The organism is Streptomyces violens (assembly GCF_000717745.1).
GTDB lineage: Bacteria > Actinomycetota > Actinomycetes > Streptomycetales > Streptomycetaceae > Streptomyces > Streptomyces violens.
On record NZ_JOBH01000017.1, the window covers coordinates 22,066 to 47,336 of the forward strand.

A 25,271-nucleotide genomic window follows, 5' to 3' on the forward strand; every position below is an offset into this window, starting at 1 on the left:
GTGCGGCCGCCGTGTCGCCGGGTCGCGGGGCGCGCCGTCGCTTTGAGTGGACGGGCCATAGATGTGATGAGCCGCAAAGTCGGCCGAATGTGATCAGCGGCGGCGCCGCCGCACGGGCGAGCCCGGAGGTAACAGTGATGACCGACGACGTCGGACCGCAGGGCGCGAGTGGCGGCCGGGTGGCGGGCCGTGGGCGCCGCCGGGTCGCGCTGCTCACCGCGGGTGCGCTGCTCCCGCTGCCCGTACTGGCCGGCTGCAGCGGCGACGAGGCGCGGCCGGCCGGCGCCGGTAGCCAGGACATCGCCCCGGCCGCCCCGGCGACGCTGCGCGACGGCGGCACGGTGCGCTGGGCCGTGGACGAACTCCCCGGCACCTTCAATGCCTTCCAGGCGGACGCCGGGGAGAGCACGGACATGGTGGCGGGCGCCGTGCTGCCCGCGCTGTTCACCGTGGACGCCAACGGCGTGCCGCAGCGCAACCCGGACTACCTCAAGGGCGCCGAGGTCACCCAGCGCGAGCCGAAGCAGGTCGTGCGGTACTCCCTGAACCCGACGGCGCGCTGGAGCGACGGCCGGAAGATCTCGGCGGCCGACTTCGCCGCCCAGTGGAAGGCGCTGCGCGGCAGGAACGCCGCGTACTGGACGGCGCGCAACGCCGGCTACGACCGCATCGAGAAGGTCGAGCCGGGCGCCGGCCCCGGCGAGGTCCGGGTGACCTTCGACCGCCCGTACGCCGACTGGCAGTCGCTCTTCACGCCGCTGTACCCGAAGGGCGTCATGGGCAGCCCGGCGGCGTTCAACGACGGCGCGCGCAAGAAGCTCGCGAGCAGCGCCGGGCCGTTCCGGGTGCGGAAGCGGGACGCCGGCGCCGGCACGGTCACCCTCGTACGGAACGCGGAGTGGTGGGGCGGCCGGGCCCGGCTGAAGAAGATCGTGCTGACCGAGCTGCCCGCTTCGAAGCGGCCCGCCGCGCTGGCCAAGGGGAAGATCGACGTCGCGGAGATCGACCGCGGCACGGCCAAGGAGCTGACCACGGCGGGTGCCGGGAACCAGCAGGCCGCCGTCGGGGACGACGCGCCGCGCGGTGCCGTCTCCGCCGACGCGCTGCGCCACCAGGCGCTGGCCCGCGGCACCGACGCCGAGCGGAAGGCGGAGCTCGAGCACCGCAAGGAGGCCGCGGCCGCCGCCGAGCGCCGCGCAGAGCTGCGCGGCTACACCGTCCACCGCGCCCTCTCCCCGTCCTTCACCCAGCTAGCCCTCAACGGCAGCACCGGGCCGCTCACCGACGAGCGGGTCCGCCGCGCGGTGGCCCGCGCCATCGACCGCGACACGCTGGCGAAGGAGGTACTGGGCCCGCTCCGGCTGCCCGCGGCGCCGGTCGGCAGCCACCTGCTGCTCGCCGGGCAGCCCGGGTACCGCGACAACAGCGGCGCGCTGGGCGGCCAGGACACCGACGCCGCCCAGGCCCTGCTGGCCGACGCGGGCTGGCGGATGCCGCAGGGCGGCGTCGAGGAGAAGACGGACGCGCAGCCCGGGGACCGGACGGACGGGGAGAACGGGCAGCGGGAGGCCGGGGGCGGGGGCGCCGATGCCCCCGGTGCCGCGGAGCCCGGCGCCCGGCAGCCGCACGGCGGCCCTGCCCGATCCGGCGCCGAGCGCCCGGCCGCGGTCGGCTTCCCGGCCGGTACCGCCCCCCTCTCCGCGCTGACCGGCGCCGGGTCGGCGGGGCTCCAGCGGGTGGCGCTGCTGCGGCAGAGCGCGGCGCTGTACGACGCGGCGGCGCGGGCCGACCGGCGGCACGCCGCGGGGGACACCGGATCGGCGGCGTACGCGTCGTACGAGCGGGCGAGCGGCCGGGCCGCGGACGCCTGGGACCAGGCCGACGTGCTGGCGGAGGCCGCCGAGCGGCGGACCACCGCGCTCGCGGCCGGTGCCGGGCGGCCGGGCTGGGACGACACCAAGCCGGGCGCGGGCCGGGACGTCGCGGGCACCGGTCCGGCCGGTCCGCTCAGCGCCGTCCAGGCCCGGGAGGCCGCGGCCGCCGCCGAGCGGAACCGGCTGGCGGCCGCGGCAGAGCGCGCGGACGGCGCCGCGGCACGGGAGCGGCCGGCCGCTCAGGGCGGCGCCCAGGCCGGGAACGCGCCGGGCGCGGACGACGAGAAGAACTCCCACGGCGACAAGTCCGACGAGGCCGGTAAGGCCGACGAGGCAGGCAGGCCCGATGAGGGCGCCAAGGGCGGCAAGGACGACGCCGCCGCCCGCAAGAGCGCCGTCTTCGTGAAGAAGAACGGCCGGCCGCTCATGCTGCGCTTCGTCCTGCCCGACGGCCCCGGCACCGCCCAGCTCCGTACGGTCGCCGACCGGATCTCCGAAATGCTGGCGAAGATCGGCGTACGGACGACCGTCCAGAAAGTGGCCGACAAGAGCTACTTCGAGGACCACATCGCGTCCGGGGACTACGACCTGGCGCTCTACTCCTGGCCCGGCAGCGCCTACCCGGCCACCGACGCCCGGCCCATCTACGCCAAGCCCCGGCCCGCCGCCGACGGCTCGCTGACCGTGGAGCAGAACTACACCCGGGTCGGCACCGACCGGATCGACCAGCTCTTCGACCAGGCGTCCGCCGAGCTGGACCCGGAGGCGGCGCGGGACCTCGTCGCCCAGGCGGACCAGCGGATCTGGGCGGCCGCAGGATCGATCCCGCTGTACCGGCAGCCGCAGCTCGTCGCGGCCAGGTCCCAGCTGGCCAATGTGGGCGCTTTTGGCTTCGCGACGCCTGTGTATCAGGCCATCGGCTATAAGAAGTAGCAGGTCAGGGCGGGTGCGAGCGGGCTGGGGCGGCCGTTGCCGCGTCAGCCCCGTACCATGGGATGAGGCCGTGGCGTCTGCATGCCCGGCGGGCGCGCGTGCCGGACCGTACGCGCCGTCAACCACAATTCCGGGAGAAGCGCCGCAAGTGCCCACGCGCCACGACATTCGTAACGTCGCCATCGTCGCCCACGTCGACCACGGCAAGACCACCCTTGTCGACGCCATGCTCAAGCAGGCGGGAGCCTTCGCCGCACACGCCGCCGAGAACCTCGACGAGCGCATGATGGACTCCAACGACCTGGAGCGTGAGAAGGGCATCACGATCCTCGCCAAGAACACGGCGGTGAAGTATCACCCCAAGGACGGCGGGGACCCGATCACGATCAACATCATCGACACCCCCGGCCACGCCGACTTCGGCGGTGAGGTCGAGCGCGGTCTGTCGATGGTCGACGCGGTCGTCCTGCTGGTCGACGCCTCCGAGGGTCCGCTGCCGCAGACCCGCTTCGTGCTGCGCAAGGCGCTGGCCGCGAAGATGCCGGTCATCCTGTGCATCAACAAGACCGACCGCCCCGACTCCCGGATCGCCGAGGTCGTCGACGAGACGTACGACCTGTTCCTGGACCTGGATGCGGACGAGGACCAGATCGAGTTCCCGATCGTCTACGCCTGCGCCCGTGACGGCGTCGCGTCGCTGACCAAGCCGGAGGACGGCACCGTCCCGGCCGACAGCACGAACCTGGAGCCGTTCTTCAACGCGCTCCTGGAGACCGTCCCGGCCCCCGAGTACGACGAGACCGCGCCGCTGCAGGCCCACGTCACCAACCTCGACGCGGACAACTTCCTCGGCCGTATCGCGCTGCTCCGCGTCGAGCAGGGCGAGCTGAAGAAGGGCCAGACCGTCGCGTGGATCAAGCGTGACGGCACCATCTCCAACGTCCGCATCACCGAGCTGATGATGACCGAGGCGCTGACCCGCAAGCCGGCCGAGGTGGCGGGCCCCGGTGACATCTGCGCCGTCGCCGGTATCCCCGACATCATGATCGGCGAGACGCTGGCCGACCCGGAGAACCCGGTCGCGCTGCCGCTGATCACGGTCGACGAGCCCGCGATCTCGATGACCATCGGTACGAACACCTCGCCGCTGGTCGGCCGCGGTGGCACGGGCAAGGGTGCGGACGCCAAGGCCGCGGTCAAGGACCGCAAGGTCACCGCCCGCCAGGTGAAGGACCGCCTGGAGCGCGAGCTGATCGGTAACGTCTCGCTGCGCGTGCTGGACACCGAGCGCCCCGACGCCTGGGAGGTGCAGGGCCGCGGTGAGCTGGCGCTGGCCATCCTGGTCGAGCAGATGCGCCGCGAGGGCTTCGAGATGACCATCGGCAAGCCGCAGGTGGTCACCAAGGAGGTCGACGGCAAGACCTACGAGCCGACCGAGCGCATGACCATCGACGTGCCCGAGGAGCACATGGGCGCGGTCACGCAGCTCATGGGCGTCCGCAAGGGCCGGATGGACAACATGTCCAACCACGGCTCCGGCTGGGTCCGCATGGAGTTCATCGTGCCGTCCCGCGGTCTGATCGGCTTCCGTACGGAGTTCCTGACCAACACCCGCGGTACGGGCATCGCGCACTCGATCCACGAGGGCCACGAGCCCTGGTTCGGCACGCTGACGACCCGTAACAACGGCTCGCTGGTCGCCGACCGCGCCGGTGTGGTCACCGCCTTCGCGATGACCAACCTCCAGGAGCGCGGTGTGCTCTTCACCGAGCCCGGCACCGAGGTGTACGAGGGCATGATCGTCGGCGAGAACAGCCGCGCCGACGACATGGACGTCAACATCACCAAGGAGAAGAAGCTCACCAACATGCGCTCCTCCTCCGCCGACTCCTTCGAGGCGATCGTGCCGCCGCGCAAGCTCTCCCTGGAGCAGTCCCTGGAGTTCTGCCGCGACGACGAGTGCGTCGAGGTCACCCCGGAGGCCGTGCGCATCCGCAAGGTGAACCTGGACGCCCGCGAGCGCGCCCGCGCCGCGTCGCGCGCCAAGCACAACTGACGCACCCCGCAGTCCCGTCCGACGGCCCGGCCCCGCACACCGCGGGTGCCGGGCCGTCGGCGTATGCGCGCGGCCGGCCGTTCCCCCCCCCGCTGATCGGCGGGGCAATACCCCGCCAGGTGGCGGAGTGTCAAGAATGCCCGGACCCCGCTCAGTTCGGCGACCGTTCGGATCGCGGACGGAGCGTGAGCGGACGGTGGCATGGAGTCCTTTTCGTTCCCGTCTGGATGGATTGGTTTGTCCGGATTCCGAACGAGCCTCTCCGTGATGTGACCAAAAAGTAACCACTATCTCGTGGCTAATGGGGCGAACGTGACTGAGGATGGGGGCTATTGAGCTCGGGTCAATGGGTCACGCGCTGTGCAGGCGCCGACTCACGAGCATCGGGGGCCGGTCGCGCGCTGTCAGGGGTGTCAGCGGACGGCCGGCTCCTTTCCATGTCACGAATGGACTCATGAGGAGGCAGTCCCATGCGCGGTGCCAGAAGCGCTACTTGGGTCGCGGGAGCCATAGCCATCGCCCTCGGTGTGACGGCGTGCGGCGGCGGCGGTGACAGCGCGGGTTCCGAGGCCGGAGTCGTACGGTCCGCCTGGGGCGACCCGCAGAACCCGCTGGAGCCCGCCAACACCACTGAGGTGCAGGGCGGCAAGGTCCTGGACATGATCTTCCAGAACCTCAAGAAGTACGACCCGAAGACCGGCGCGGCCGAGAACGACGCCGCCGAGTCCATCGAGACGAAGGACCAGCAGACCTTCACCATCAAGGTGAAGAAGGGCCTGACGTTCTCCAACGGCGAGGCGCTGACCGCCAACTCCTTCGTCGACGCCTGGAATTACGGCGCGCTGGCCACCAACCAGCAGAAGAACAGCTACTTCTTCGCCGACATCGAGGGCTACGACAAGGTCGCCCCGGCCAAGGGCAAGCCGACCGCGAAGACCCTGTCGGGCCTGAAGGTCGTCGACGACCACACCTTCACGGTCAAGCTGACCCAGAAGATGTCGACCTGGCCGGTCCGGCTGGGCTACAAGGCGTTCGCGCCGCTGCCGAAGAAGTTCTTCTCGGACCACAAGGGCTACCTGGACAAGCCCATCGGCAACGGCCCCTACGCGGTCGACTCGTACCAGAAGGGCACGCAGATGAAGCTCGTGCCCAACAAGAAGTACAAGGGCGACGACAAGCCGCAGAACAAGGGCGTGCTGCTGAAGGTCTACACGGACTCCACCACCGCCTACTCCGACCTCCAGGCCGGCAACCTCGACGTGCTCGACAGCCTGCCCGCCGAGCAGATCAAGAACGCCAAGACCGACCTGCAGGGCAACTACGTCTCGCAGCCGGCCGGCATCAACCAGACCATCACCTTCCCGCTCGACAAGGGCGCGTGGAGCAAGCCGGGCATGGAGAAGGTCCGCAAGGGCATCTCCATGGCGATCGACCGCAAGCAGATCACCGAGAAGATCTACCACGGCACCCGTACGCCGGCCACCGACCTCACCTCCCCGGTGCTCGGTGCCGCCAACGGCTACTCCAAGGACGCCTGCGGCGACGCCTGCACGTACAACCCCACCGAGGCCAAGAAGCTCATCAAGGACGGCGGCGGCCTGCCCGGCGGGAAGATGACCATCAGCTACAACGCGGACAAGGACTCCCACAAGGAGTGGGTGGACGCGATCTGCAACAGCGTCAACAAGGTGCTGGGCGACGACAAGGCGTGCGTGGGCAACCCCGTGGGCACCTTCGGCGACTTCCGCAGCCAGATCACCAAGGGCGAGATGACCAGCGCCTTCCGCGCCGGCTGGCAGATGGACTACCCGCAGATCGAGAACTTCCTGACGCCGCTGTACGCCACCGGCGCCAGCTCCAACGACTCGCACTGGAGCAACAAGGAGTTCGACGAGCTGCTGAAGAAGGCCGCGGCCGAGCCCGACACCAAGAAGGCGACCAAGCTGTACCAGGACGCCGAGAAGCTGGTGTTCGACGACATGGTCGCCATCCCGCTCTTCTACCAGAACGGCGTCGCCGGCTGGTCGCAGAACGTCTCCAACGTCTCGCTCGACGCCTTCAGCGTCCCGGTCTACACCCAGATCAAGGTCAAGAGCTGACCCGACGCAGCCCCTGAGCGGGCCGCACCGAACCAACCGCTCACGGCGGCAGGGAGTAGCCGGTCACCCGGGCCTCGTCGAAGAGGCCCCGGGCCCGGCTGCCCCCGCGTCGGCGCACTTCTGGAGGACACATGGGGCGCTACGTCGTGCGACGACTGCTCCAGATGGTGCCCGTCTTCATCGGCACCACTTTCCTGATCTTCGTCATGGTCTACGCGCTCGGCGATCCCGTCGCGGCCATGTTCGGAGACCGGACCCCCGACCCGGCGACCGCAGCCCAGATCCGGGAGTCCCTGCACCTGAACGACCCACTGTGGAGCCAGTACCTGCAGTACATGGCGGGCATCTTCCAGGGCGACTTCGGCACCGCCTTCAACGGCCGGCCGGTCATCGAGCTGATGGGGGACGCCTTCCCCAACACCATCCAGCTCACCCTGGTCGCCTTCGTCATCGAGCTGGTGGTGGGCGTGACGCTGGGCGTCATCGCGGGCATGCGCCGCGGCCGTCTGATCGACACCGGCGTGCTCGTCCTCACCCTGTTCGTGATCTCCATCCCGACCTTCGTCACCGGCTACCTGCTGCAGTACTTCGTCGGCGTGAAGTGGGGCGCGCTGCCCCCGTCGGTCTCCACCGAGGTGCGCTTCGAGGAGCTGATCCTGCCCGGCATCGTGCTGGCCGGCGTCTCGCTGGCGTACGTCGCCCGGCTGACCCGCACCTCCATCGCGGAGAACATCCGCTCCGACTACATCCGCACCGCCACCGCCAAGGGCCTGCCGCGCCGCCGCGTGATCAGCGTGCACCTGCTGCGCAACTCCCTCATCCCGGTCGTCACCTTCCTCGGCACCGACATCGGCGGCCTGATGGCCGGCGCCATCGTCACCGAGCGGATCTTCAACCTCCAGGGCGTCGGCTACCAGCTCTACCAGGGCATCCTGCGGCAGAACGCGCCGACCGTCGTCGGCTTCGTGACCGTGCTCGTGGTCGTCTTCCTCGCCGCCAACCTGCTCGTCGACCTGCTCTACGCGGTCCTGGACCCGAGGATCCGGTATGCCTGAGATGACCAAGACAGCGGCCGATGAAGCCGTGGCCGCCGCCGAGGCCGTGCCCGAGCAGGCCGAGAAGGCCCGCTCCCTGTGGGGCGACGCCTGGCGGGACCTGCGCCGCAACCCGATCTTCTACATCTCCGCCGTACTGATCCTCTTCCTGGTCGTCATCTCGATCTGGCCGAGCATCATGACGAGCACGAGCCCGTACGCCTGCGACGTCGCCAAGTCCGCACAGGGCGCGGCCCCCGGCCATCCCTTCGGCTTCGACAAGCAGGGCTGCGACGTCTACGCCCGTACGGTCCACGGCGCCCGCGCCTCCGTCACCGTCGGCATCTGCACCACCCTCCTCGCCGCCGTCATCGGCTGCCTCATGGGCGGCCTCGCCGGCTTCTTCGGCGGCTGGTGGGACTCGCTGCTCTCCCGGATCGGCGACATCTTCTTCGGCATCCCGATCCTGCTCGGCGGCATCGTCTTCCTGTCCGTCGTCAAGGGCGGCTCGATCTTCACGGTCGTCCTGCTGATGGCCGTGCTCGGCTGGCCGCAGATCGCGCGTATCGCGCGCGGCGCGGTGATCACCGCCAAGCAGCAGGACTACGTACAGGCGGCCCGCGCGCTCGGCGCGTCGACCCCGCGCATGCTGCTCCGGCACATCGCCCCGAACGCCCTCGCGCCCGTCATCGTCGTGGCGACCATCGCGCTCGGTACGTACATCTCGCTGGAGGCCACCCTGTCGTTCCTCGGCGTCGGCCTGAAGCCGCCGACGGTCTCCTGGGGCATCGACATCTCCCAGGCCGCCACCCAGATCCGCAACGCTCCGCACACCCTGCTGTACCCGGCAGGTGCGCTGTCTCTTACGGTTTTGGCGTTCATCATGCTCGGCGACGCGGTGCGCGACGCCCTCGACCCCAAGCTGCGCTGAGGGAGGCGTACGTGACCACCACCGAGAAGACCGCGGCCGTGCCCGGCCCGCGGACCCCGGAAGCGGCCGGTTCGCCGCTGCTCCAGGTCCGCGACCTGCACGTCGAATTCCACACCCGGGACGGCGTCGTCAAGGCCGTCAACGGCGTCAACTACAGCGTGAGCGCGGGCGAGACGCTCGCCGTGCTCGGCGAGTCCGGCTCCGGCAAGTCCGTCACCGCCCAGGCGATCATGGGCATCCTCGACATGCCGCCGGCGAAGATCCCGCAGGGCGAGATCCTCTTCCGCGGCCAGGACATGCTGACGATGTCCGGCGAGCAGCGCCGCAAGATCCGCGGCGCCAAGATCGCCATGATCTTCCAGGACGCGCTGTCCTCCCTGAACCCGGTGCTCTCCGTCGGCTACCAGCTCGGCGAGATGTTCCGCGTCCACCAGGGCCTGTCCAAGAAGGCCGCCAAGGCCAAGGCCATCGAGCTGATGGACAAGGTGAAGATCCCGGCGGCCGCCAACCGCGTGGGGGACTATCCGCACCAGTTCTCCGGCGGCATGCGCCAGCGCATCATGATCGCGATGGCGCTCGCCCTCGAACCGGACCTGATCATCGCCGACGAGCCCACCACGGCCCTCGACGTGACCGTCCAGGCCCAGGTCATGGATCTCCTCGCGGAGCTGCAGCGCGAGTACAACATGGGCCTGATCCTCATCACCCACGACCTCGGCGTGGTCGCGGACGTGGCCGACAAGATCGCGGTGATGTACGCGGGCCGCATCGTCGAGCACGCGCCCGTGGGCGAGCTGTACAAGAACCCCGCGCACCCCTACACCCGCGGCCTGCTGGACTCCATCCCGCGCCTGGACCAGAAGGGCCAGGAGCTGTACGCGATCAAGGGCCTGCCGCCCAACCTGCTGAACATCCCCGGCGGCTGCGCCTTCCACCCGCGCTGCCCCAAGGCCCAGGACGTCTGCCGTGCGGACGTCCCGGCGCTGGCCACGGTCGCCGACGGCCGCGGCAGCGCGTGCCACTTCTGGAAGGAGACGATCGATGGCTGAGGTCACCAAGGGCGTCGAGCGTGAGCCGATCCTCCAGGTCCGCAACCTGGTGAAGCACTTCCCGCTCACCCAGGGCGTCCTCTTCAAGAAGCAGGTCGGCGCGGTCAAGGCGGTCGACGGGATCTCCTTCGACCTGTACCGCGGCGAGACGCTCGGCATCGTGGGGGAGTCCGGCTGCGGCAAGTCCACCGTCGCCAAGCTGCTGATGAATCTGGAGCGGGCGACCGCCGGTGAGGTCTTCTACAAGGGCGAGGACATCACCAAGCTCACAGGGCGCGCCCTGAAGGCCGTCCGCCGCAACATCCAGATGGTCTTCCAGGACCCCTACACGTCGTTGAACCCGCGGATGACGGTCGGCGACATCATCGGCGAGCCCTTCGACATCCACCCCGAGGTGGCCCCGAAGGGCGACCGGCGCCGCAAGGTCCAGGAGCTGCTGGACGTGGTCGGGCTGAACCCGGAGTACCTCAACCGGTACCCGCACCAGTTCTCCGGCGGCCAGCGCCAGCGCATCGGCATCGCCCGCGGCCTCGCGCTCAACCCCGAGATCATCATCTGCGACGAGCCGGTCTCCGCGCTCGACGTCTCGGTCCAGGCGCAGGTCGTCAACCTGATGGAGCGCCTCCAGAACGAGTTCGAGCTCTCGTACCTCTTCATCGCGCACGACCTCTCCGTCGTCCGGCACATCTCCGACCGGGTCGGCGTGATGTACCTCGGGAAGATGGCCGAGATCGGCACGGACGAGGAGATCTACGAGCACCCGACCCATCCGTACACTCAGGCCCTGCTCTCGGCCGTGCCGGTCCCCGACCCGGAGGCCCGCGGCGGGCGGGAGCGGATCATCCTCAGCGGCGACGTGCCGTCCCCGGCGAACCCGCCCTCGGGCTGCCGCTTCCGCACCCGCTGCTGGAAGGCCCAGGACAAGTGCGCCGAGGAGATTCCTCTCCTCGCCGTCCCCGAGGCGCTGAAGGACACCGACTCGCTCGCCGCGCACGCGTCGGCCTGCCACTTCGCGGAGGAGAAGGACGTGGTGGGGGCGGCGTAGCCCGCCTTACAGTCCGAGGCCCTGGTCCGGCCGGGGCGGTTCCGGCGCCGGCCCGGTGGGCGGGGTCTGTACGGGACGTGCCGCGGCCGGGCCCTTGGACGGCTCGGCCGGCACGCCGGTCTGCCACACCGGTGGCGCGGCTTCGGACTTGGCCGGGGCATGGGCCTCGGCCTCCGGCGCGGCCTTGGCCGGGGCGTGGGGGTCGGTCTCCGGGGCCGGCGGTCGCGGCCCCACCCATCGCTCCGGTACCCCGGGCAGCCGCTGCACCGAGTCCGTCGCCCGCGCCGTGGCGAAGGCGGCGGCCTGGTGCGCGACCGGCGCGAACCCGGGCGCGGCGTTGGCGCTCTCGGACGGGATCTGCCGCGTCCCCATCCGGCCCAGCTCGCCGACCGTCTGCTGGTCGAACACCTGCCGCGGCAACTGCCAGGAGGCCGCGCCGGTCACGTCCACCCGGTGCTCCCTGCCGTCCACCGGGAAGGTCAGCCCGTACCCCAGGTACTGCTGGTGCTCGTCGAAGAGCAGCGTGCCCTCGACCTTGTCGCCCGCCTCCCGCACGCGGTCCGCGAGCTCCCGGGTGACCGGCGGCAGCGGATTCGTACGGCCGAGGCTGGCGACGTACCCGTCGGCGACCAGCTCCGTCACGTTGCCGTCCCGGTCCGTGTACGGCACGCGGAAGAGCGGCTTCCCGTCCGGCCCCGGCACGGTCTCCACCGCTCCCAGGCGGGCCCTCTCGATGTTCAGCCGGTCACCGTACTTGGAGTTCTTCGCTGTCATCTCCCGGTACTGCACCTGATGGTCCAGGGCGGGCGGGGCGTTTCCGCCCAGGATGGTGACGCGTGCGTGCTGGTTCCGCTCCAGGATGATCTCCGCGTTGGCGACGCCGGTGCCGCCCGATCCCGCGATGATCCAGTGCTCGGCGGCGTCCGGATCGAAGCGGTTGTCGGCGACCTCGTCACCCATCAGCGCCCGCCCCGGCGCGGCCGCGCGGGCGTCCTCCCACCGCTGCGTGGCTGCCAACGTCTGGCGGATGCCGTCCACCGTCTCGCCCTGCACGGACTTACTGCCACCCAGCCGCTCCTGAACCGCCTCCTCGTCCAGCATGCGCAGTACGGCGGCGGCACCGTCGCCCGAGCGCTCCGCTTCGTGGAGCCGCTCCCGCAGCTCGGGCACGCGCTCGCCCAGGAGACGCACCGCCTCGCTCAGGCTCTCCACGCCGCGTACGCCGCGGCCGTTGTCGTCGCGTTCGACACCCGGCACGACCTCCGGCGTCAGCCCCGTGGCGATGACCGGCGTACCGGCCACCTCGACCGTGAGCGGCTCGCCGCCGCTCAGCGGCTCGATCCGGGTCACGAGCCTGCCGTTCTTGTCCAGCGAGAGCTGTCCGTACCCGTCCACCAGCGGCCCGCGCGCCGCCAGCCGGTCCTCCCACGCGCGGGTCGCCAGGATGGACACCCGTTCCTTGGGCCCGCTGTCGGCGTACGGATCGAGCCCGACCTGCCGCAGGTCGCGGTCCTGGTCGGCGGACTGTACGAGCCCCGCGCCCGGGTCCAGATGCCAGCGCCCGACCGCGTCGACCAGCAGCATGTCCTCGTCCCGGCCGGTCAGCGCGGCGCCGCCGCCGATCATCACCGGGCGCGGCCGCACCCTGCCGCCCTGCCACAGCGCCTCGTCCCGAAGCTGCCGCTCCGTGGCGGCGCTCCGCGCGCTGCGCGCCGCGGCCTCCTGCTGGGCGCTCTCGCCCACGGTGCTCGCCGGCGCGTCCGCCTCCGGCAGCGCGACCGAAACCGCCCGCCCCCCGATGACCGTCCGCACCTCGCGCGCGGCGCGGGCCTCGGCCTCCCGGAAGGCGTGGAGGGCGGCGGCGTCCTGGGGGGTGAGGTGTTCTATGGGGTGGGCGAGGTCGTCCGTCAGCCGTTCGGCGTCGGCCGACAGATGGTCGCGTGCGTAGCCGAGCCGGATGCGGGCGTCCATGGCGCTTTGGGCGAACGCCTCGCTCTCGTCGAGCGCCGCTGTCGGCCGGAGGCCGCACCGGTCGATCAGACCTGACAGCTCGGCGCGTACCTCTGCTCGCTCCTCTACCGGAAGCGCAGGGTCGGAGAGCTGCCGTGCGAGCCAGTTGAGCTGAGCGATCTGCCCGCGGTCCGTCGCGGACAGCTCCGCATCGGACGGCAGCTCCGTCCCGTGCTGCAGCATGTCCCGCGTGACGGGGGCGAGGCCGGCGCCGGACCGTTCCCGGCCGGCCAGGAATTCACCCGCGCCGTGGGCGAGCACCCGCCCCAGCCGGTCGAGGGGCAGGCGGTCGGACGCGTGCACCATGTAGTGCTCGGATGTCGTGTTGACGAACGTACGCGCCACCGTGCCGTCCGGGAGCGGTACCGCGTCCACCCAGACGGAGATCGACTGCCCGGAGACATGCAGCGCGTCGAAGAAGGGACGCCCGTCGTCGTGCTTCAGCTCGGCCCGGTAACCGGCGAGTTCCAGTACCTGCGGCAGCAGTCGCTGCGCTTCCGCGAGCAACTCGCGCTGGCTCGTCCATGAGCCCTGCTGCCGCGGCATGCTCAGCAGCAGTCTGGGATCGGTACCCGCGTCCACGTATTCCCCCGATGACGTCAACTCCCGTACTACCGTGAGCCGCAGCGTATAGGATCGCGATCATGCTGATAGCGCGTTCGGCCCTGGAAGCCCACCTCTACATGGACCTGCATCCGTGCGAATGCGGGGTCGCGGAATTCGCGCGTCAGCACAGCCTTCAGGAGCGCGCGGGTGCGCTGGTTTCGGTGTACGAGGGCGCGTGTGCGGGATGCGGGCGTCAGCGGCAGTTCGCTTTCGAGATGGCGGAAGAAACGCCGCCGCCTCCGCCGGCATTCGGCGGGCCGACGCCTTCGCGCATTATCGATCCGGGACAGTTCAAGGCGGTGGCCGCCCGGATCACCACTCGTATCAGCCCCGAAATGCTGCGGACTCCGGCGGCGGAGCGGCGCCAGTTCCGCCCGCAGGCCGTCTACGCCCTCGCGGCGACGGAGGAAGTGCTCAAGTTCTTCGCCGAGGGGCAGGACCGGCTTCCGGCCGAGGCTTTTCACTCGGAGCTCGGCCGGGCGATGTACGACAAGGACCCGGGGAAGTTCGCGCGGGATCTCGTGGAGTCCGACATCGAGCTGAAGCGTCAGATCCTCGCGGACATCGACAAGGTGAGCCCGCCGCTTTCCTGACCTCCGCCCCTCTCCGCGCCCCCGGCATCCCCGGGGGCGCTCGCGCATTCGGATGGTTTCCGTGGGGCCGGGGGCTCGTACGGACGTAGTGGGAGTGCGACCGCATCCTCTTTGGGTTCTTATGTGGCCTACGTACGACTTGTGTCGCGGACTGAGGAGGCACCGGATGCGTGGAGCCACCCGTGCGAAGTGGGCGGTGGGAACGGTGGCCGTCGCCCTCGTGGCGACGGCGTGTGGTGGCGGCGGGGGCGGCGGTGGCGGGGACGGCAAGGGGGTCCTCAGTTCGTCCTGGGGTGACCCGCAGAATCCCTTGGAGCCCGCCAATACGAACGAGGTGCAGGGCGGCAAGGTCCTCGACATGATTTTCCGGGGGCTCAAGCGGTACGACCCGAAGACCGGCGCGGCCGAGGACATGCTCGCCCAGAAGATCGAGTCCAAGGATCAGCAGAATTACACGGTCACGATCAAGAAGGGCTGGAAGTTCAGCAATGGGGAGCCGGTCACCGCGCAGTCGTTCGTGGATGCCTGGAATTATGGTGCGCTGATCGACAACAATCAGAAGAATGCGTATTTCTTCGGGTATATCGAGGGATATGAGAAGGTCCACCCGGAGAGCGGGAAGGCCAGCGCCAGGACGCTTTCCGGGCTGCAGGTGAAGGATGACCGGACCTTTACCGTCAAGCTCAACCAGAAGTTCTCCACCTGGCCGCAGACGCTCGGGTATCCCGCCTTCGCGCCGCTGCCGCGGGCCTTCTTCAAGGACCACGACGGCTGGCTGAAGAAGCCGGTCGGGAACGGGCCGTACAAGGTCGAGTCCTACACCAAGGGGTCGGCGATGAAGCTGCGGAAGTGGGGCGGGTACAAGGGCCCGGACAAGGCCCGGAACGGCGGCGTGGACCTGCGCGTCTACACCGACAACAACACCGCCTACACCGATCTGCAGGCCGGCAATCTCGACCTCAGCGACGACATTCCCGCCGCGCAGCTGAAGAACGCTGAGGCCGACCTCGGCGACCGGTACATCAATCAGCCCGCGGGGATCATCCAGACCCTGACCTTTCCCATGTACGACCCCCAGTGGGGATCGGAAAAGATGGCGAAGGTGCGGCAGGGGCTGTCCATGGCGATCGACCGTAAGACGATCACGCGGCAGATCTTCCAGAACACCCGCACCCCGGCCAGTGACTGGACCTCGCCCGTGCTCAAGGCCGACGGCGGGTACAAGTCGGGGCTGTGCGGAAAGGCGTGCGAATACAAGCCGGCCGAGGCACGCAAGCTCATCAAGGAGGGCGGCGGGCTGCCCGGCGGCAAGGTCACCGTCACGTACAACGCCGACACCGGCTCGCACAAGGACTGGGTCGACGCGCTCTGCAACAGCGTCAACAAGGTGCTGAAGAACGACAAGGCGTGCGTGGGAAATCCGGTGGGCACCTTCGCCGATTACCGGAACCAGATCACGGCCAAGAAGATGAAGGGGCCGTTCCGGGCCGGCTGGCAGATGGACTACCCGCTCATCCAGAACTTCCTGCAGCCGATGTACTACACCGACGCCTCCTCCAACGACGGCAAGTACAGCAACAAGGAGTTCGACAAGCTGGTCGACGAGGCGAATGCGGAGACCGACCGGCAGGCGGCGGTGAAGAAGTTCCAGGACGCCGAGCGGGTGCTGGTCAAGGACATGCCGGTGATCCCGCTCTGGTACCAGAACGGCAGCGGCGGTTACACCGACCGGCTGAGCGATGTGAGACTCAATCAGTTCAGCGTGCCCGTCTACGACCGGATCAAGGTCGGCAGCTGACCTCATGGGACGCTACGTCATCCGGCGGCTGCTCCAGATGATCCCGGTGTTCATCGGCAGCACGTTCCTGATCTTTTTCATGGTGTACGCGCTGGGCGACCCGGTCGCCGCGATGTTCGGCGACCGCGCCCCCGACCCCGCCACCGCGGCGCGGATCCGCGAGGAACTCCTCCTCGACCAGCCGCTGTGGAAGCAGTACCTGCACTACATGGGCCAGATCTTCCGCGGGGACTTCGGCACCGCCTTCAACGGGCAGCCGGTCACCGAGCTGATGGGCACCGCCTTCCCGGTCACCCTGCGGCTGACCCTGGTCGCCATCGTCATCGAGATCATCGTCGGCGTCACCCTCGGCGTCCTCAGCGGGCTGCGCCGCGGCCGCGCGCTGGACACCAGCGTCCTGGTCTTCACCCTGGTCGTGGTCTCCATCCCGACCTTCGTCAGCGGCTATGTGCTGCAGTTCCTGCTCGGGGTGAAGTGGGGCTGGGTGAAGCCGACCGTCTCCACCGACGCGTACCTGGACGAGCTGCTGCTGCCCGGCGTGGTGCTCGCGCTGGTCTCGCTCGCGTACGTCACCCGGCTGACCCGCACCTCGCTCGCCGAGAACGCCCGCGCGGACTATGTGCGGACGGCGGTGGCCAAGGGGCTGCCGCGGCGCCGGGTCGTCACCCGGCACCTGCTGCGCAACTCCCTGATCCCCGTGGTCACCTTCATCGGCACCGACATCGGCTCGCTCATGGGCGGCGCCATTGTCACCGAGCGGATCTTCAACATCCACGGCGTCGGCTTCCAGCTCTACCAGGGCATCCTGCGGCAGAACTCGCCCACCGTCGTCGGCTTCGTCACCGTCCTCGTACTGGTCTTCCTCTTCGCCAACCTCGTCGTCGACCTGCTGTACGCCGTCCTCGACCCGAGGATCCGCTATGCCTGAGCGCTATGTACCGAACGAAGCGGTCACCCATGGGGACGGCGGCACCGCCGCCCTGGCGATGGCCGAGGCCGAGACGCTGGAGGGCGGCCGGAACGGCCGGGGCGGCAGCCCGCGCGACAAGCCCCGCAGCCTGTGGGGCGACGCCTGGCGCGACCTGCGCCGCAACCCCGTCTTCCTGGTCTCCGCGCTGATCATTCTCTTCCTGGTCGTCATCGCGATCTGGCCGCAGCTGATCGCCGATGGGAACCCCTACCGCGCGGACCTCGCCAAGGCCCAGGAGGGCTCCGCGCCCGGCCACCCCTTCGGCTTCGACACCCAGGGGCGGGACGTCTACACCCGTACCGTCTACGGCGCCCGCGCCTCCATCACCGTCGGCATCTGCGCCACCGCGGGCGCGGCCCTCCTCGGCAGCGCCCTCGGCGGCCTCGCCGGCTTCTTCGGCGGCTGGTGGGACGCGCTGCTCTCGCGCGTCGCCGACATCTTCTTCGGCATCCCCGTGCTGCTGGGCGGCCTGGTCTTCCTCTCCGTCGTCACCAGCAAGACCGTCTGGCCGGTGGTCGGCTTCATCGTGCTGCTCGGCTGGCCGCAGATCGCCCGGATCGCCCGCGGCTCCGTCGTCACCGCCAAGCAGAACGACTACGTCCAGGCCGCGCGGGCGCTCGGCGCCTCCTCCGGCCGGCTGCTGCTGCGGCACATCGCGCCCAACGCCGTGGCCCCCGTCATCGTCGTCGCCACCATCGCGCTGGGCACCTACATCTCCCTGGAGGCCACGCTGTCCTACCTCGGCGCGGGCCTGAAGCCGCCCACCGTCTCCTGGGGCATCGACATCTCCACCGCCTCCACCTACATCCGCAACGCGCCGCACATGCTGCTGTATCCGGCGGGCGCGCTGTCGATCACGGTGCTGGCGTTCATCATGCTCGGCGACGCGGTGCGCGACGCCCTCGACCCCAAGCTGCGCTGAGGAGACGGCTGATGGCCACCGCCACCACTCCCGAGCCCGCGCCGGACCCCGGTACACCGGCTCCTGCCCTGCTCGACGTACGCGACCTGTACGTGGAGTTCCGCACCCGCGACGGCCTCGCCCAGGCCGTCAACGGTGTCAGCTACCGCGTCGACGCGGGCGAGACGCTCGCCGTGCTGGGCGAGTCCGGCTCCGGCAAGTCCGTCACCGCCCAGGCGATCATGGGCATCCTCGACTCGCCGCCCGGCTTCGTCACCGGCGGCGAGGTCCTCTTCCGGGGCCGTGACCTGCTCAAGGCCACGCCCGAGGAGCGCCGCAAGGTCCGCGGCGCCCGAATGGCGATGATCTTCCAGGACGCGCTGTCGTCCCTGAATCCGGTGCTCTCCGTCGGCGCCCAGCTCGGCGAGATGTACGAGGTCCACCAGGGCATGAAGCGCAAGGACGCGCGGGCCAAGGCGGTGGAGCTGATGGACCGGGTGAAGATCCCCGCGGCCCGCAGCCGGGTCGGTGACTACCCGCACCAGTTCTCCGGCGGTATGCGCCAGCGCATCATGATCGCGATGGCGCTGGCCCTGGAGCCGGACCTGATCATCGCCGACGAGCCGACGACCGCGCTGGACGTCACGGTCCAGGCCCAGGTCATGGACCTGCTGGCCGACCTCCAGCGGGAGTACGACATGGGGCTGATCCTGATCACCCATGACCTGGGTGTGGTCGCGGACGTCGCCGACCGGATCGCGGTGATGTACGCGGGCCGGATCGTCGAGACCGCTCCCATTCACGATCTCTACAAGAGCCCCGCGCACCCCTACACCCGCGGCCTGCTGGACTCCATCCCGCGGCTGGACCAGAAGGGCCAGGAGCTGTACGCGATCAAGGGCCTGCCGCCGAGCCTGACCGCCATTCCGCCCGGCTGCCCCTTCCACCCGCGCTGCCCCCGGGCCCGCGACGTCTGCACCACGGACCGCCCGCCGCTGTACGACGTGGCGCCGGGCCGGTCCAGCGCCTGCCACTTCTGGGAGGAGACCGTGCGTGACGAGGAGCCGCCGCATGCCCGCTGAGGCCATTCTCGAAGTACGCGATCTGGTCAAGCACTACCCGCTGACCCGGGGCATCGTCCTGAAGAAGCAGGTCGGCGCGGTCAAGGCGGTCGACGGGGTCTCCTTCGACCTGCGCAAGGGCGAGACGCTGGGCATCGTGGGGGAGTCCGGCTGCGGCAAGTCCACCGTCGCCAGGACGCTGGTCGGCCTGGAGCGGCCGACCGCGGGCGCGATCCGGTACCACGGCGAGGACATCGCCAAGCTGTCCGGGCGCGCGCTGAAGGCGGTGCGCCGCAACATCCAGATGGTCTTCCAGGACCCGTACACCTCGCTCAACCCGCGGATGACGGTCGGCGACATCATCGGCGAGCCGTACGACATCCATCCGGAGGTGGCCCCGAAGGGGGACCGGCGGCGCCGGGTGCAGGAACTGCTGGACGTGGTCGGGCTGAATCCGGAGTACGTGAACCGGTACCCGCACCAGTTCTCCGGCGGGCAGCGGCAGCGGATCGGCATCGCGCGGGGGCTGGCGCTCCGGCCCGAGATCATCGTCGCGGACGAGCCGGTGTCCGCGCTGGACGTCTCGGTCCAGGCGCAGGTGGTGAACCTCCTGGAGCGCCTCCAGGACGAGTTCGACTTGTCGTACGTCTTCATCGCGCACGACCTGTCGGTGGTGCGGCACATCTCGGACCGGGTGGCGGTGATGTACCTGGGCCGGATCGTGGAGACCGGCACGGAGGACGAGATCTACGGGCACCCGACGCATCCGTACACGCAGGCGCTGCTCTCCGCGGTGCCCGTACCGGATCCGGAGGCGCGCGAGCACCGGGAGCGCATCCTGTTGGCCGGGGACGTGCCTTCGCCGGCCGATCCGCCCAGCGGCTGCCGCTTTCGTACTCGGTGCTGGAAGGCGCAGCCGGTCTGCGCGGAGGTCGTGCCGCCGCTGGCGGTACCCGAATGGTTCGCGGGGGCGGCGGGGCCGGCGCATCCCTCCGCTTGCCACTTCGCGGAGGAGCGCCATGTTGTGCCCAGTGAGTAGCCGGGTGCGGCGCCGTTGTGGCTGGTCGCGCAGTTCCCCGCGCCCCTGAAGGGGGCGCCCCGTAAGGGGCGCGGGGAACTGCGCGCGCAACCGACGCGGCGGGATGGTCCGCCACGAACCGAACCACCCACGGCGGGTGGGCCGTCAGTCCCGGTCCCGGTCCGCGTCCTCGATCGCCGCAAGCGCAGGGTCCAGCACAATGTCCTCGCCCCGCGAGGCAATCGTCGGCTCCTCCGGAAAGTGGCAAGCCGTCAGGTGCCCCGCCGCGTTCCCCGCGATCTGCAACAACGGCGGCTCCTCGGAAGCACACTTGTCCTGCGCTTTCCAGCACCGCGTGCGGAACCGGCACCCGGACGGCGGGTTCACGGGGGAGGGGACATCCCCCGCGAGCCGGATGCGCTCGCGGTCGTCCTCGCCGTCCTCGGTGAGCTTCGCTTCCGGCACCGCGGAGAGCAGCGCGTGCGTGTACGGGTGGCGCGGCCGGGTGTAGATGGACTCGCGGTCGCCGACCTCGACGATCTTGCCGAGGTACATCACCGCCACCCGCTGGCTGAAGTGCCGCACGATCGCCAGGTCGTGGGCGATGAAGAGGAACGCGATGTCCAGCTCGCGCTGGAGCTCCTGGAGGAGGTTGACGACCTGCGCCTGGATGGAGACGTCCAGCGCCGAGACCGGCTCGTCGGCGACGATCAGCTTCGGCTCCAGGGCGAGGGCGCGGGCCACGCCGATGCGCTGCCGCTGGCCGCCGGAGAACTCGTGCGGGAAGCGGTTGTAGTGCTCGGGGTTGAGGCCGACGGTCTCCAGCAGCTCGCGGACCTTCTTCTCGCGGCCGCCGGGCGGATTGATCCCGTTGATCTCCATCGGGCCGCCGATGATCGTGCCGACGGTCTGCCGCGGATTCAGCGAGGAGTACGGGTCCTGGAAGATCATCTGGATCTCGGACCGGACCGGCGCGAGCTGCTTGCGGTTCGCGTGGGTGATGTCCCGGCCCCGGTACGAGATCGTGCCGCTGGTGGGCTCCAGGAGGCGGGTCAGCAGCCGGCCCGTCGTGGACTTGCCGCAGCCCGACTCGCCGACCAGGCCGAAGGTCTCGCCCGCGTACACGGTCAGGTCGAGCCCGTCCACGGCCTGCACGGCGCCGATCTTCCGCCGGAACGGAAAGCCGCCCATGATCGGGAAGTGCTTGGTCAGGCCCTCGGTGACCAGCAGCGGCTCGCCCGTGGGGACGGCGTCGCGGGGAGCGGGGAGGGTGACGTCTGTGGCTTCACTCATGATGGTCGTCGCTCCCTAGCCCAGCCGGGGCTTGATCTGCTCGGTGAAGAAGGTGTGCTTCTGCTCGGCGGTGAGGTGGCAGGCCGAGGCGCGCCCCGGCGCCAGCAGCGGCCGCTCGTCGGCGCAGCGGGTGCCGCCCACCTCCGAGGTGAAGGCGCAGCGCGGGTGGAAGGGGCAGCCGGTCGGCGGGTTCAGCAGGCTCGGCGGGGTGCCGGGGATCGGGTGCAGCGGCTCGTCGACGCTGGCCGACAGCCGCGGCATCGAGCCCAGCAGGCCCCAGGCGTACGGGTGTTGCGGCGAGGTGAGGATGTCCTTGACCGTGCCGCGCTCGACCGCCCGCCCGGCGTACATCACCAGCAGCTCGTCGGCCATGTTGGCGACCACGCCGAGGTCGTGGGTGATCAGGATGATCGCCGAGCCGAACTCCTGCTGGAGGTCCTTGAGGAGGTCCAGGATCTGGGCCTGGACGGTGACGTCGAGCGCGGTGGTCGGCTCGTCCGCGATGAGCAGCGCGGGGTTGCAGACCAGCGCCATGGCGATCATGGCGCGCTGGCGCATACCGCCGGAGAACTGGTGCGGGTAGTCGTCCACCCGCAGGCCCGGCTGCGGGATGCCGACCTTGGTCAGCATCTCGATGGCGCGCTGCCGGCCCTCGCGCTTGTTCGCGCCGGTGTGCTTCATGAACGGCTCGGCGATCTGCCGGCCCACCGTGTAGTACGGCGAGAGCGCCGTCAGCGGGTCCTGGAAGATCATCGCCATCTTGTTGCCGCGGAGCTTCTGGAGCGTGCGCTCGCGGGCGCCGGTCAGCTCCTGGCCGTCCAGCGTGATCTCGCCGGTGATCTCGGTGGAGGCGGGGTTGTGCAGGCCCAGGACGGCGAGGTTGGTCACCGACTTGCCGGAGCCGGACTCGCCGACGATGCCGAGCGTCTGGCCCTTGAGCAGGTCGAAGGAGAGCCCGTCGACGGCCTTGACGATGCCGTCCTCGGTGGAGAACCGCACGTACAGGTCGCGTACCGACAGGAAGGGGTCCGATCCGGTCGGGACCGGTGCGCCTTCGGTCTTGGTGAGTGTGGTCACTGGTGGCTCTCCTAGGACAGGCGCACGCGCGGGTCGATGAACGCGTAAGCCGCATCGACGATGATGTTGAAGAGGACGATGAAGGTCGCCGCGAACAGCATCACGCCCATGACCATGGGCAGGTCGGTGTTCTGTACGGACTGCACCGCGAGGGTGCCCAGGCCCGGCAGGGCGAAGGTCTGCTCCGTGATCATCGCGCCGCCGAAGAGCGATCCGAGGTCGATGCCGAAGATGGTGACGATGGGAATGAGGGACCCTCGCCAGGCGTACCGGAAGAAGACCGTCCGCCGGCTCATGCCCTTGGCGCGGGCGGTACGGACATGTTCCTCGGCCAGCTGCTCGATCATCGAGGAGCGCGCCATACGGGTGTACTGCGCGGTGAAGATGACCGACAGCACGCACCAGGGGATCAGCAGTCCCATGAACCAGGCGGCTGGATTGTCCGTGAAGTTCACGTACTTCGGCTGCCCCAGGATTTCGAGGTTGTACACCAGCAGGGCCAGCACGATGGGGCCGATGAAGTAGATCTGCATGGAGCTCAGCACCAGCGAGGCGGAGCTGAAGACCTTGTCGACCAGCTTGCCCTGCTTCCAGGCGGCGATCATGCCGGTGCTCAGGCCGACCGTCAGGAAGACCGCCGCGCCGCCGATGGTCAGCGAGATGGTGGTCGGGAAGCGGTCGACGATGGTGTCCCAGACCGGGTCGCCGTTGGCGAAGGAGTAGCCGAAGCACGGGGCCGGGCACGGTCCCTGGGCGAAGTCCCGCCCGGTCACGATGCCGGACATGAAGTCCCAGTACTGGACGGGGATCGGCTTGTCCAGGCCGAGATTCTTGTGAATCAGGGCGATGGCGTCCGGGGTGCAGTTCTTTCCGCAGGACAGCAGCGCGGGATCCCGTGGGGCGGCGAAGAACAGGAAGAAGGTGAACGCGCTGATCAGCAGCAGGATCACGATCGCGCCGAGGGACCGGCGGAAAAGGAAACGAAGCATGGCAGATCGCAGCTCTCGTGGGGCAGCGGAAGGAGGTGGGTGGGGACCGCGCGGTGTGCCCGTCCGGTCCGGACGGGCACACCGGGCGCCAGGATTACCGGCGCGGGGGCACGGCTACTTCTTGAGGAACAGCTTCGTCGGGTCGACACCGCTGATGATGTCGTTGTTCACGACGCCACCGACCTTGGAACCGTGCAGCTGGATCTGCTTGTAGTAGAAGGTCGGGATCGCCGGCAGGTCCTCCTTGAGGATCTTCTCGTTGAGCTTGAACCACTCCTCGGACGCCTTCTCCTGGTCCGGCATCTTGGCGATGCGGTCCATCTCCTTGCTGACTTCCGGGTTGTTGTAGTGCGAGTAGTTCGGCGAGCCGTCCTGGACCTGGCGGCCGTCCATGGTGGGCGGCAGCACGGTCGAGGCGCTCGGCCAGTCCGCGCCCCACGCCGACGCGTAGATGTCGAACTTGTTGTCGACCTTGCCGATCACGTCGTAGTAGGTGTCGGAGGGCAGGTCCTTCGGCTGGACGTCGAAGCCGGCCTTCTTGAGGTTGTCGACGATGGAGACCGAGTACTTCTGCGGCTCCGGCGCGTTCATGTAGGCGAAGGTGATCTTCATGCCGGTCTTGCCGGCTTCCTTCAGGAGCTTCTTCGCCTTCTCGATGTCGCCCAGCGGCTTCTTCAGCTTGCCGTAGGGGTCGATGTCCTTGTAGCCGGTGACCGTCGGGCTGATGTAGCTGCCCGCCAGCTCGCCGCCGCCCGGGGTGCCGTAGGCGTCCAGGACGGCCTGCGTCGGCATCGCGTAGGCGAGGGCCTCACGGACCTTCTTGTCCTTGATCCGCTTCATGTTGAAGTTGATGACGCCGACGTAGGGCTGGTAACCCGAGGTCGAGCGCTTCTTGACCTTCGGGTCGTTGGCCACGGTCTGCATGCTGGCCGCGTCGACCTGGTTGCTGAAGCTGATCGCCGTCTGGTTGTCGGCGTTGTCCGCGATCAGACGCTGGGTCGAGTCGGGGTAGGACACACCGAACTGGATGTCGAACTTGTCGACGTACTGGTGGCGGGAGTTGTCCGTCTTCGGGTCCCACTCGGTGTTCCGGACCAGCGTCATGCCCTTGCCGGACTTGAAGGACCCCGGCTTGATCTTGTACGGGCCCGAGGACTGCGGGGCCTTGTCGTACTTCTCCTTGGTGTCCTTCTTCTCCTGCACCGCGGCGTAGCCGGCCATGGCCAGGGCGTAGGGCAGGTCCGGATGCGGCGACTTGAAGTGGAAGATGATGGTCTTGTCGTCCGGCGTCTCGAGGACGCTGTCCGGAAGGTGCTTGCCCTTGTAGGGGCCGTCCTTCAGGAGCTTGCGGTAGTCCGTGGAGTTCGTGTCCGCCAGCCACTGCTGGAGGTAGTACGGACCGTCGGTGATGAAGGGCGCGAAGGTCCGCTCGATCGAGTGCCGGATGTCCTTGGCGGTGATCGGGGAGCCGTCCTCCCACTTCACGTTGTCCTTGAGGGTGTACTTCCAGGTCTTGCCGCCGTCGGAGGACTGGCCGCTGTCCGTGGCGAGGTCACCGACGACCGTGTACTTGCCCTTGTTGTCCATGTGATAGGTCGTCAGCTTGCGGAACAGCAGCGTGGCGAGCGCGCCCTCGTCGCTGACGTAGATCTGCGCCGGGTCCAGGTGCGAGAAGGTGTCGCGCTGGTAGACCTTGATCGTGCCGCCCTTCTGGGCTCCCGGCACTTCCTCGGCCGCTCCCTTGGACGCCGCGGCGTCGCCGAACGCGATCTGCGAGCGCTGTGCCTCCGCGCCGGAGCGGTCGTTGCCGCCCTCCGTGTTGGTGCCCGCGCCGCTGCTGCACGCGGTGAGGACGAGCGCGCCGGCGGCCAGGGCGACCAGGGTGGCGTGAGTTCTGCGCGTACGGTTGCTGCTCATGACGGTGTATGCACCTG

At 69.5% G+C, this 25,271-nt stretch carries 18 protein-coding genes; 13 read left to right on the top strand and 5 right to left on the bottom strand.

Annotation, left to right across the window (positions count from 1 at the left end; all coding sequences use genetic code 11):
- The first annotated feature begins 137 nt into the window (after positions 1-137).
- From IF04_RS0128340 to IF04_RS0128370, 7 genes are all read left to right on the top strand, one after another.
- Positions 138-2,807 carry an ABC transporter substrate-binding protein gene (locus tag IF04_RS0128340; RefSeq protein WP_030263996.1) on the top strand — a complete coding sequence of 890 codons (2,670 nt, stop codon included), beginning with the start codon at positions 138-140 and terminating at the stop codon, positions 2,805-2,807.
- Positions 2,808-2,955: 148 nt separating this feature from the next.
- Positions 2,956-4,863 carry a translational GTPase TypA gene (typA, locus tag IF04_RS0128345; protein ID WP_030263999.1) on the top strand — a complete coding sequence of 636 codons (1,908 nt, stop codon included), beginning with the start codon at positions 2,956-2,958 and terminating at the stop codon, positions 4,861-4,863.
- 470 nt (positions 4,864-5,333) lie between these two features.
- The gene (locus IF04_RS0128350) at positions 5,334-6,962 is read left to right on the top strand and encodes a peptide ABC transporter substrate-binding protein (protein ID WP_030264002.1); all 1,629 of its coding nucleotides are present in this window, start codon (positions 5,334-5,336) and stop codon (positions 6,960-6,962) included.
- A gap of 131 nt (positions 6,963-7,093) precedes the next feature.
- The gene (locus IF04_RS0128355; RefSeq protein WP_030264007.1) at positions 7,094-8,017 is read left to right on the top strand and encodes an ABC transporter permease; all 924 of its coding nucleotides are present in this window, start codon (positions 7,094-7,096) and stop codon (positions 8,015-8,017) included.
- A 1-nt stretch (position 8,018) separates the two neighbouring features.
- Positions 8,019-8,927 carry an ABC transporter permease gene (locus tag IF04_RS0128360; RefSeq protein WP_245654545.1) on the top strand — a complete coding sequence of 303 codons (909 nt, stop codon included), beginning with the start codon at positions 8,019-8,021 and terminating at the stop codon, positions 8,925-8,927.
- A gap of 11 nt (positions 8,928-8,938) precedes the next feature.
- Positions 8,939-9,976 (top strand): ABC transporter ATP-binding protein, encoded by a 1,038-nt coding sequence (locus IF04_RS0128365; RefSeq protein WP_030264010.1) that lies wholly within the window; start codon positions 8,939-8,941, stop codon positions 9,974-9,976.
- Entirely contained in the window at positions 9,969-11,021 is a 1,053-nt protein-coding gene (locus tag IF04_RS0128370) for an ABC transporter ATP-binding protein (protein WP_030264011.1), read from the top strand. Before IF04_RS0128365 ends, IF04_RS0128370 begins: the two co-directional genes overlap by 8 nt.
- 6 nt (positions 11,022-11,027) lie before the next feature.
- Here IF04_RS0128370 and IF04_RS36785 read toward each other — a convergent pair whose 3' ends face one another.
- On the bottom strand, positions 11,028-13,577 hold the full coding sequence (locus IF04_RS36785; protein WP_211259869.1) for a hypothetical protein: 2,550 nt from the start codon (positions 13,575-13,577) through the stop codon (positions 11,028-11,030).
- A 98-nt stretch (positions 13,578-13,675) separates the two neighbouring features.
- On the opposite strand from IF04_RS36785, the gene IF04_RS0128380 reads away from it, so the two are divergent.
- The 6 genes from IF04_RS0128380 (at position 13,676) to IF04_RS0128405 (ending at position 19,999) form a co-directional block, all read left to right on the top strand.
- Positions 13,676-14,230: a hypothetical protein gene (locus IF04_RS0128380; RefSeq protein WP_037961041.1), complete on the top strand. Its 555-nt coding sequence runs from the start codon at positions 13,676-13,678 to the stop codon at positions 14,228-14,230.
- A gap of 166 nt (positions 14,231-14,396) precedes the next feature.
- Positions 14,397-16,028 carry a peptide ABC transporter substrate-binding protein gene (locus tag IF04_RS0128385; RefSeq protein WP_030264018.1) on the top strand — a complete coding sequence of 544 codons (1,632 nt, stop codon included), beginning with the start codon at positions 14,397-14,399 and terminating at the stop codon, positions 16,026-16,028.
- 4 nt (positions 16,029-16,032) lie between these two features.
- Complete coding sequence (locus IF04_RS0128390) at positions 16,033-16,956, top strand: ABC transporter permease (RefSeq protein WP_030264021.1); 924 nt, start codon at positions 16,033-16,035, stop codon at positions 16,954-16,956.
- The gene (locus IF04_RS0128395; protein WP_030264023.1) at positions 16,949-17,920 is read left to right on the top strand and encodes an ABC transporter permease; all 972 of its coding nucleotides are present in this window, start codon (positions 16,949-16,951) and stop codon (positions 17,918-17,920) included. The genes IF04_RS0128390 and IF04_RS0128395 overlap by 8 nt, the downstream gene beginning before the upstream one ends.
- Before the next feature lie 11 nt (positions 17,921-17,931).
- A complete protein-coding gene (locus tag IF04_RS0128400; protein WP_051831639.1) occupies positions 17,932-18,981 on the top strand; it encodes an ABC transporter ATP-binding protein in 1,050 nt (349 codons plus the stop codon).
- The gene (locus IF04_RS0128405) at positions 18,971-19,999 is read left to right on the top strand and encodes an ABC transporter ATP-binding protein (RefSeq protein ID WP_030264029.1); all 1,029 of its coding nucleotides are present in this window, start codon (positions 18,971-18,973) and stop codon (positions 19,997-19,999) included. The genes IF04_RS0128400 and IF04_RS0128405 overlap by 11 nt, the downstream gene beginning before the upstream one ends.
- Positions 20,000-20,143: 144 nt before the next feature.
- Here the strand turns inward: IF04_RS0128405 and IF04_RS0128410 are convergent, their stop codons facing one another.
- From IF04_RS0128410 to IF04_RS0128425, 4 genes are all read right to left on the bottom strand, one after another.
- A complete protein-coding gene (locus IF04_RS0128410) occupies positions 20,144-21,271 on the bottom strand; it encodes an ABC transporter ATP-binding protein (RefSeq protein ID WP_030264032.1) in 1,128 nt (375 codons plus the stop codon).
- A gap of 15 nt (positions 21,272-21,286) precedes the next feature.
- Positions 21,287-22,348 carry an ABC transporter ATP-binding protein gene (locus IF04_RS0128415; protein ID WP_030264035.1) on the bottom strand — a complete coding sequence of 354 codons (1,062 nt, stop codon included), beginning with the start codon at positions 22,346-22,348 and terminating at the stop codon, positions 21,287-21,289.
- A gap of 11 nt (positions 22,349-22,359) precedes the next feature.
- A complete protein-coding gene (locus IF04_RS0128420; protein ID WP_030264039.1) occupies positions 22,360-23,337 on the bottom strand; it encodes an ABC transporter permease in 978 nt (325 codons plus the stop codon).
- Positions 23,338-23,451: 114 nt separating this feature from the next.
- Positions 23,452-25,254, bottom strand: a complete 1,803-nt coding sequence (locus tag IF04_RS0128425; protein WP_030264042.1) for an ABC transporter substrate-binding protein — start codon at positions 25,252-25,254, stop codon at positions 23,452-23,454.
- Between the last annotated feature and the right edge of the window lie 17 nt (positions 25,255-25,271).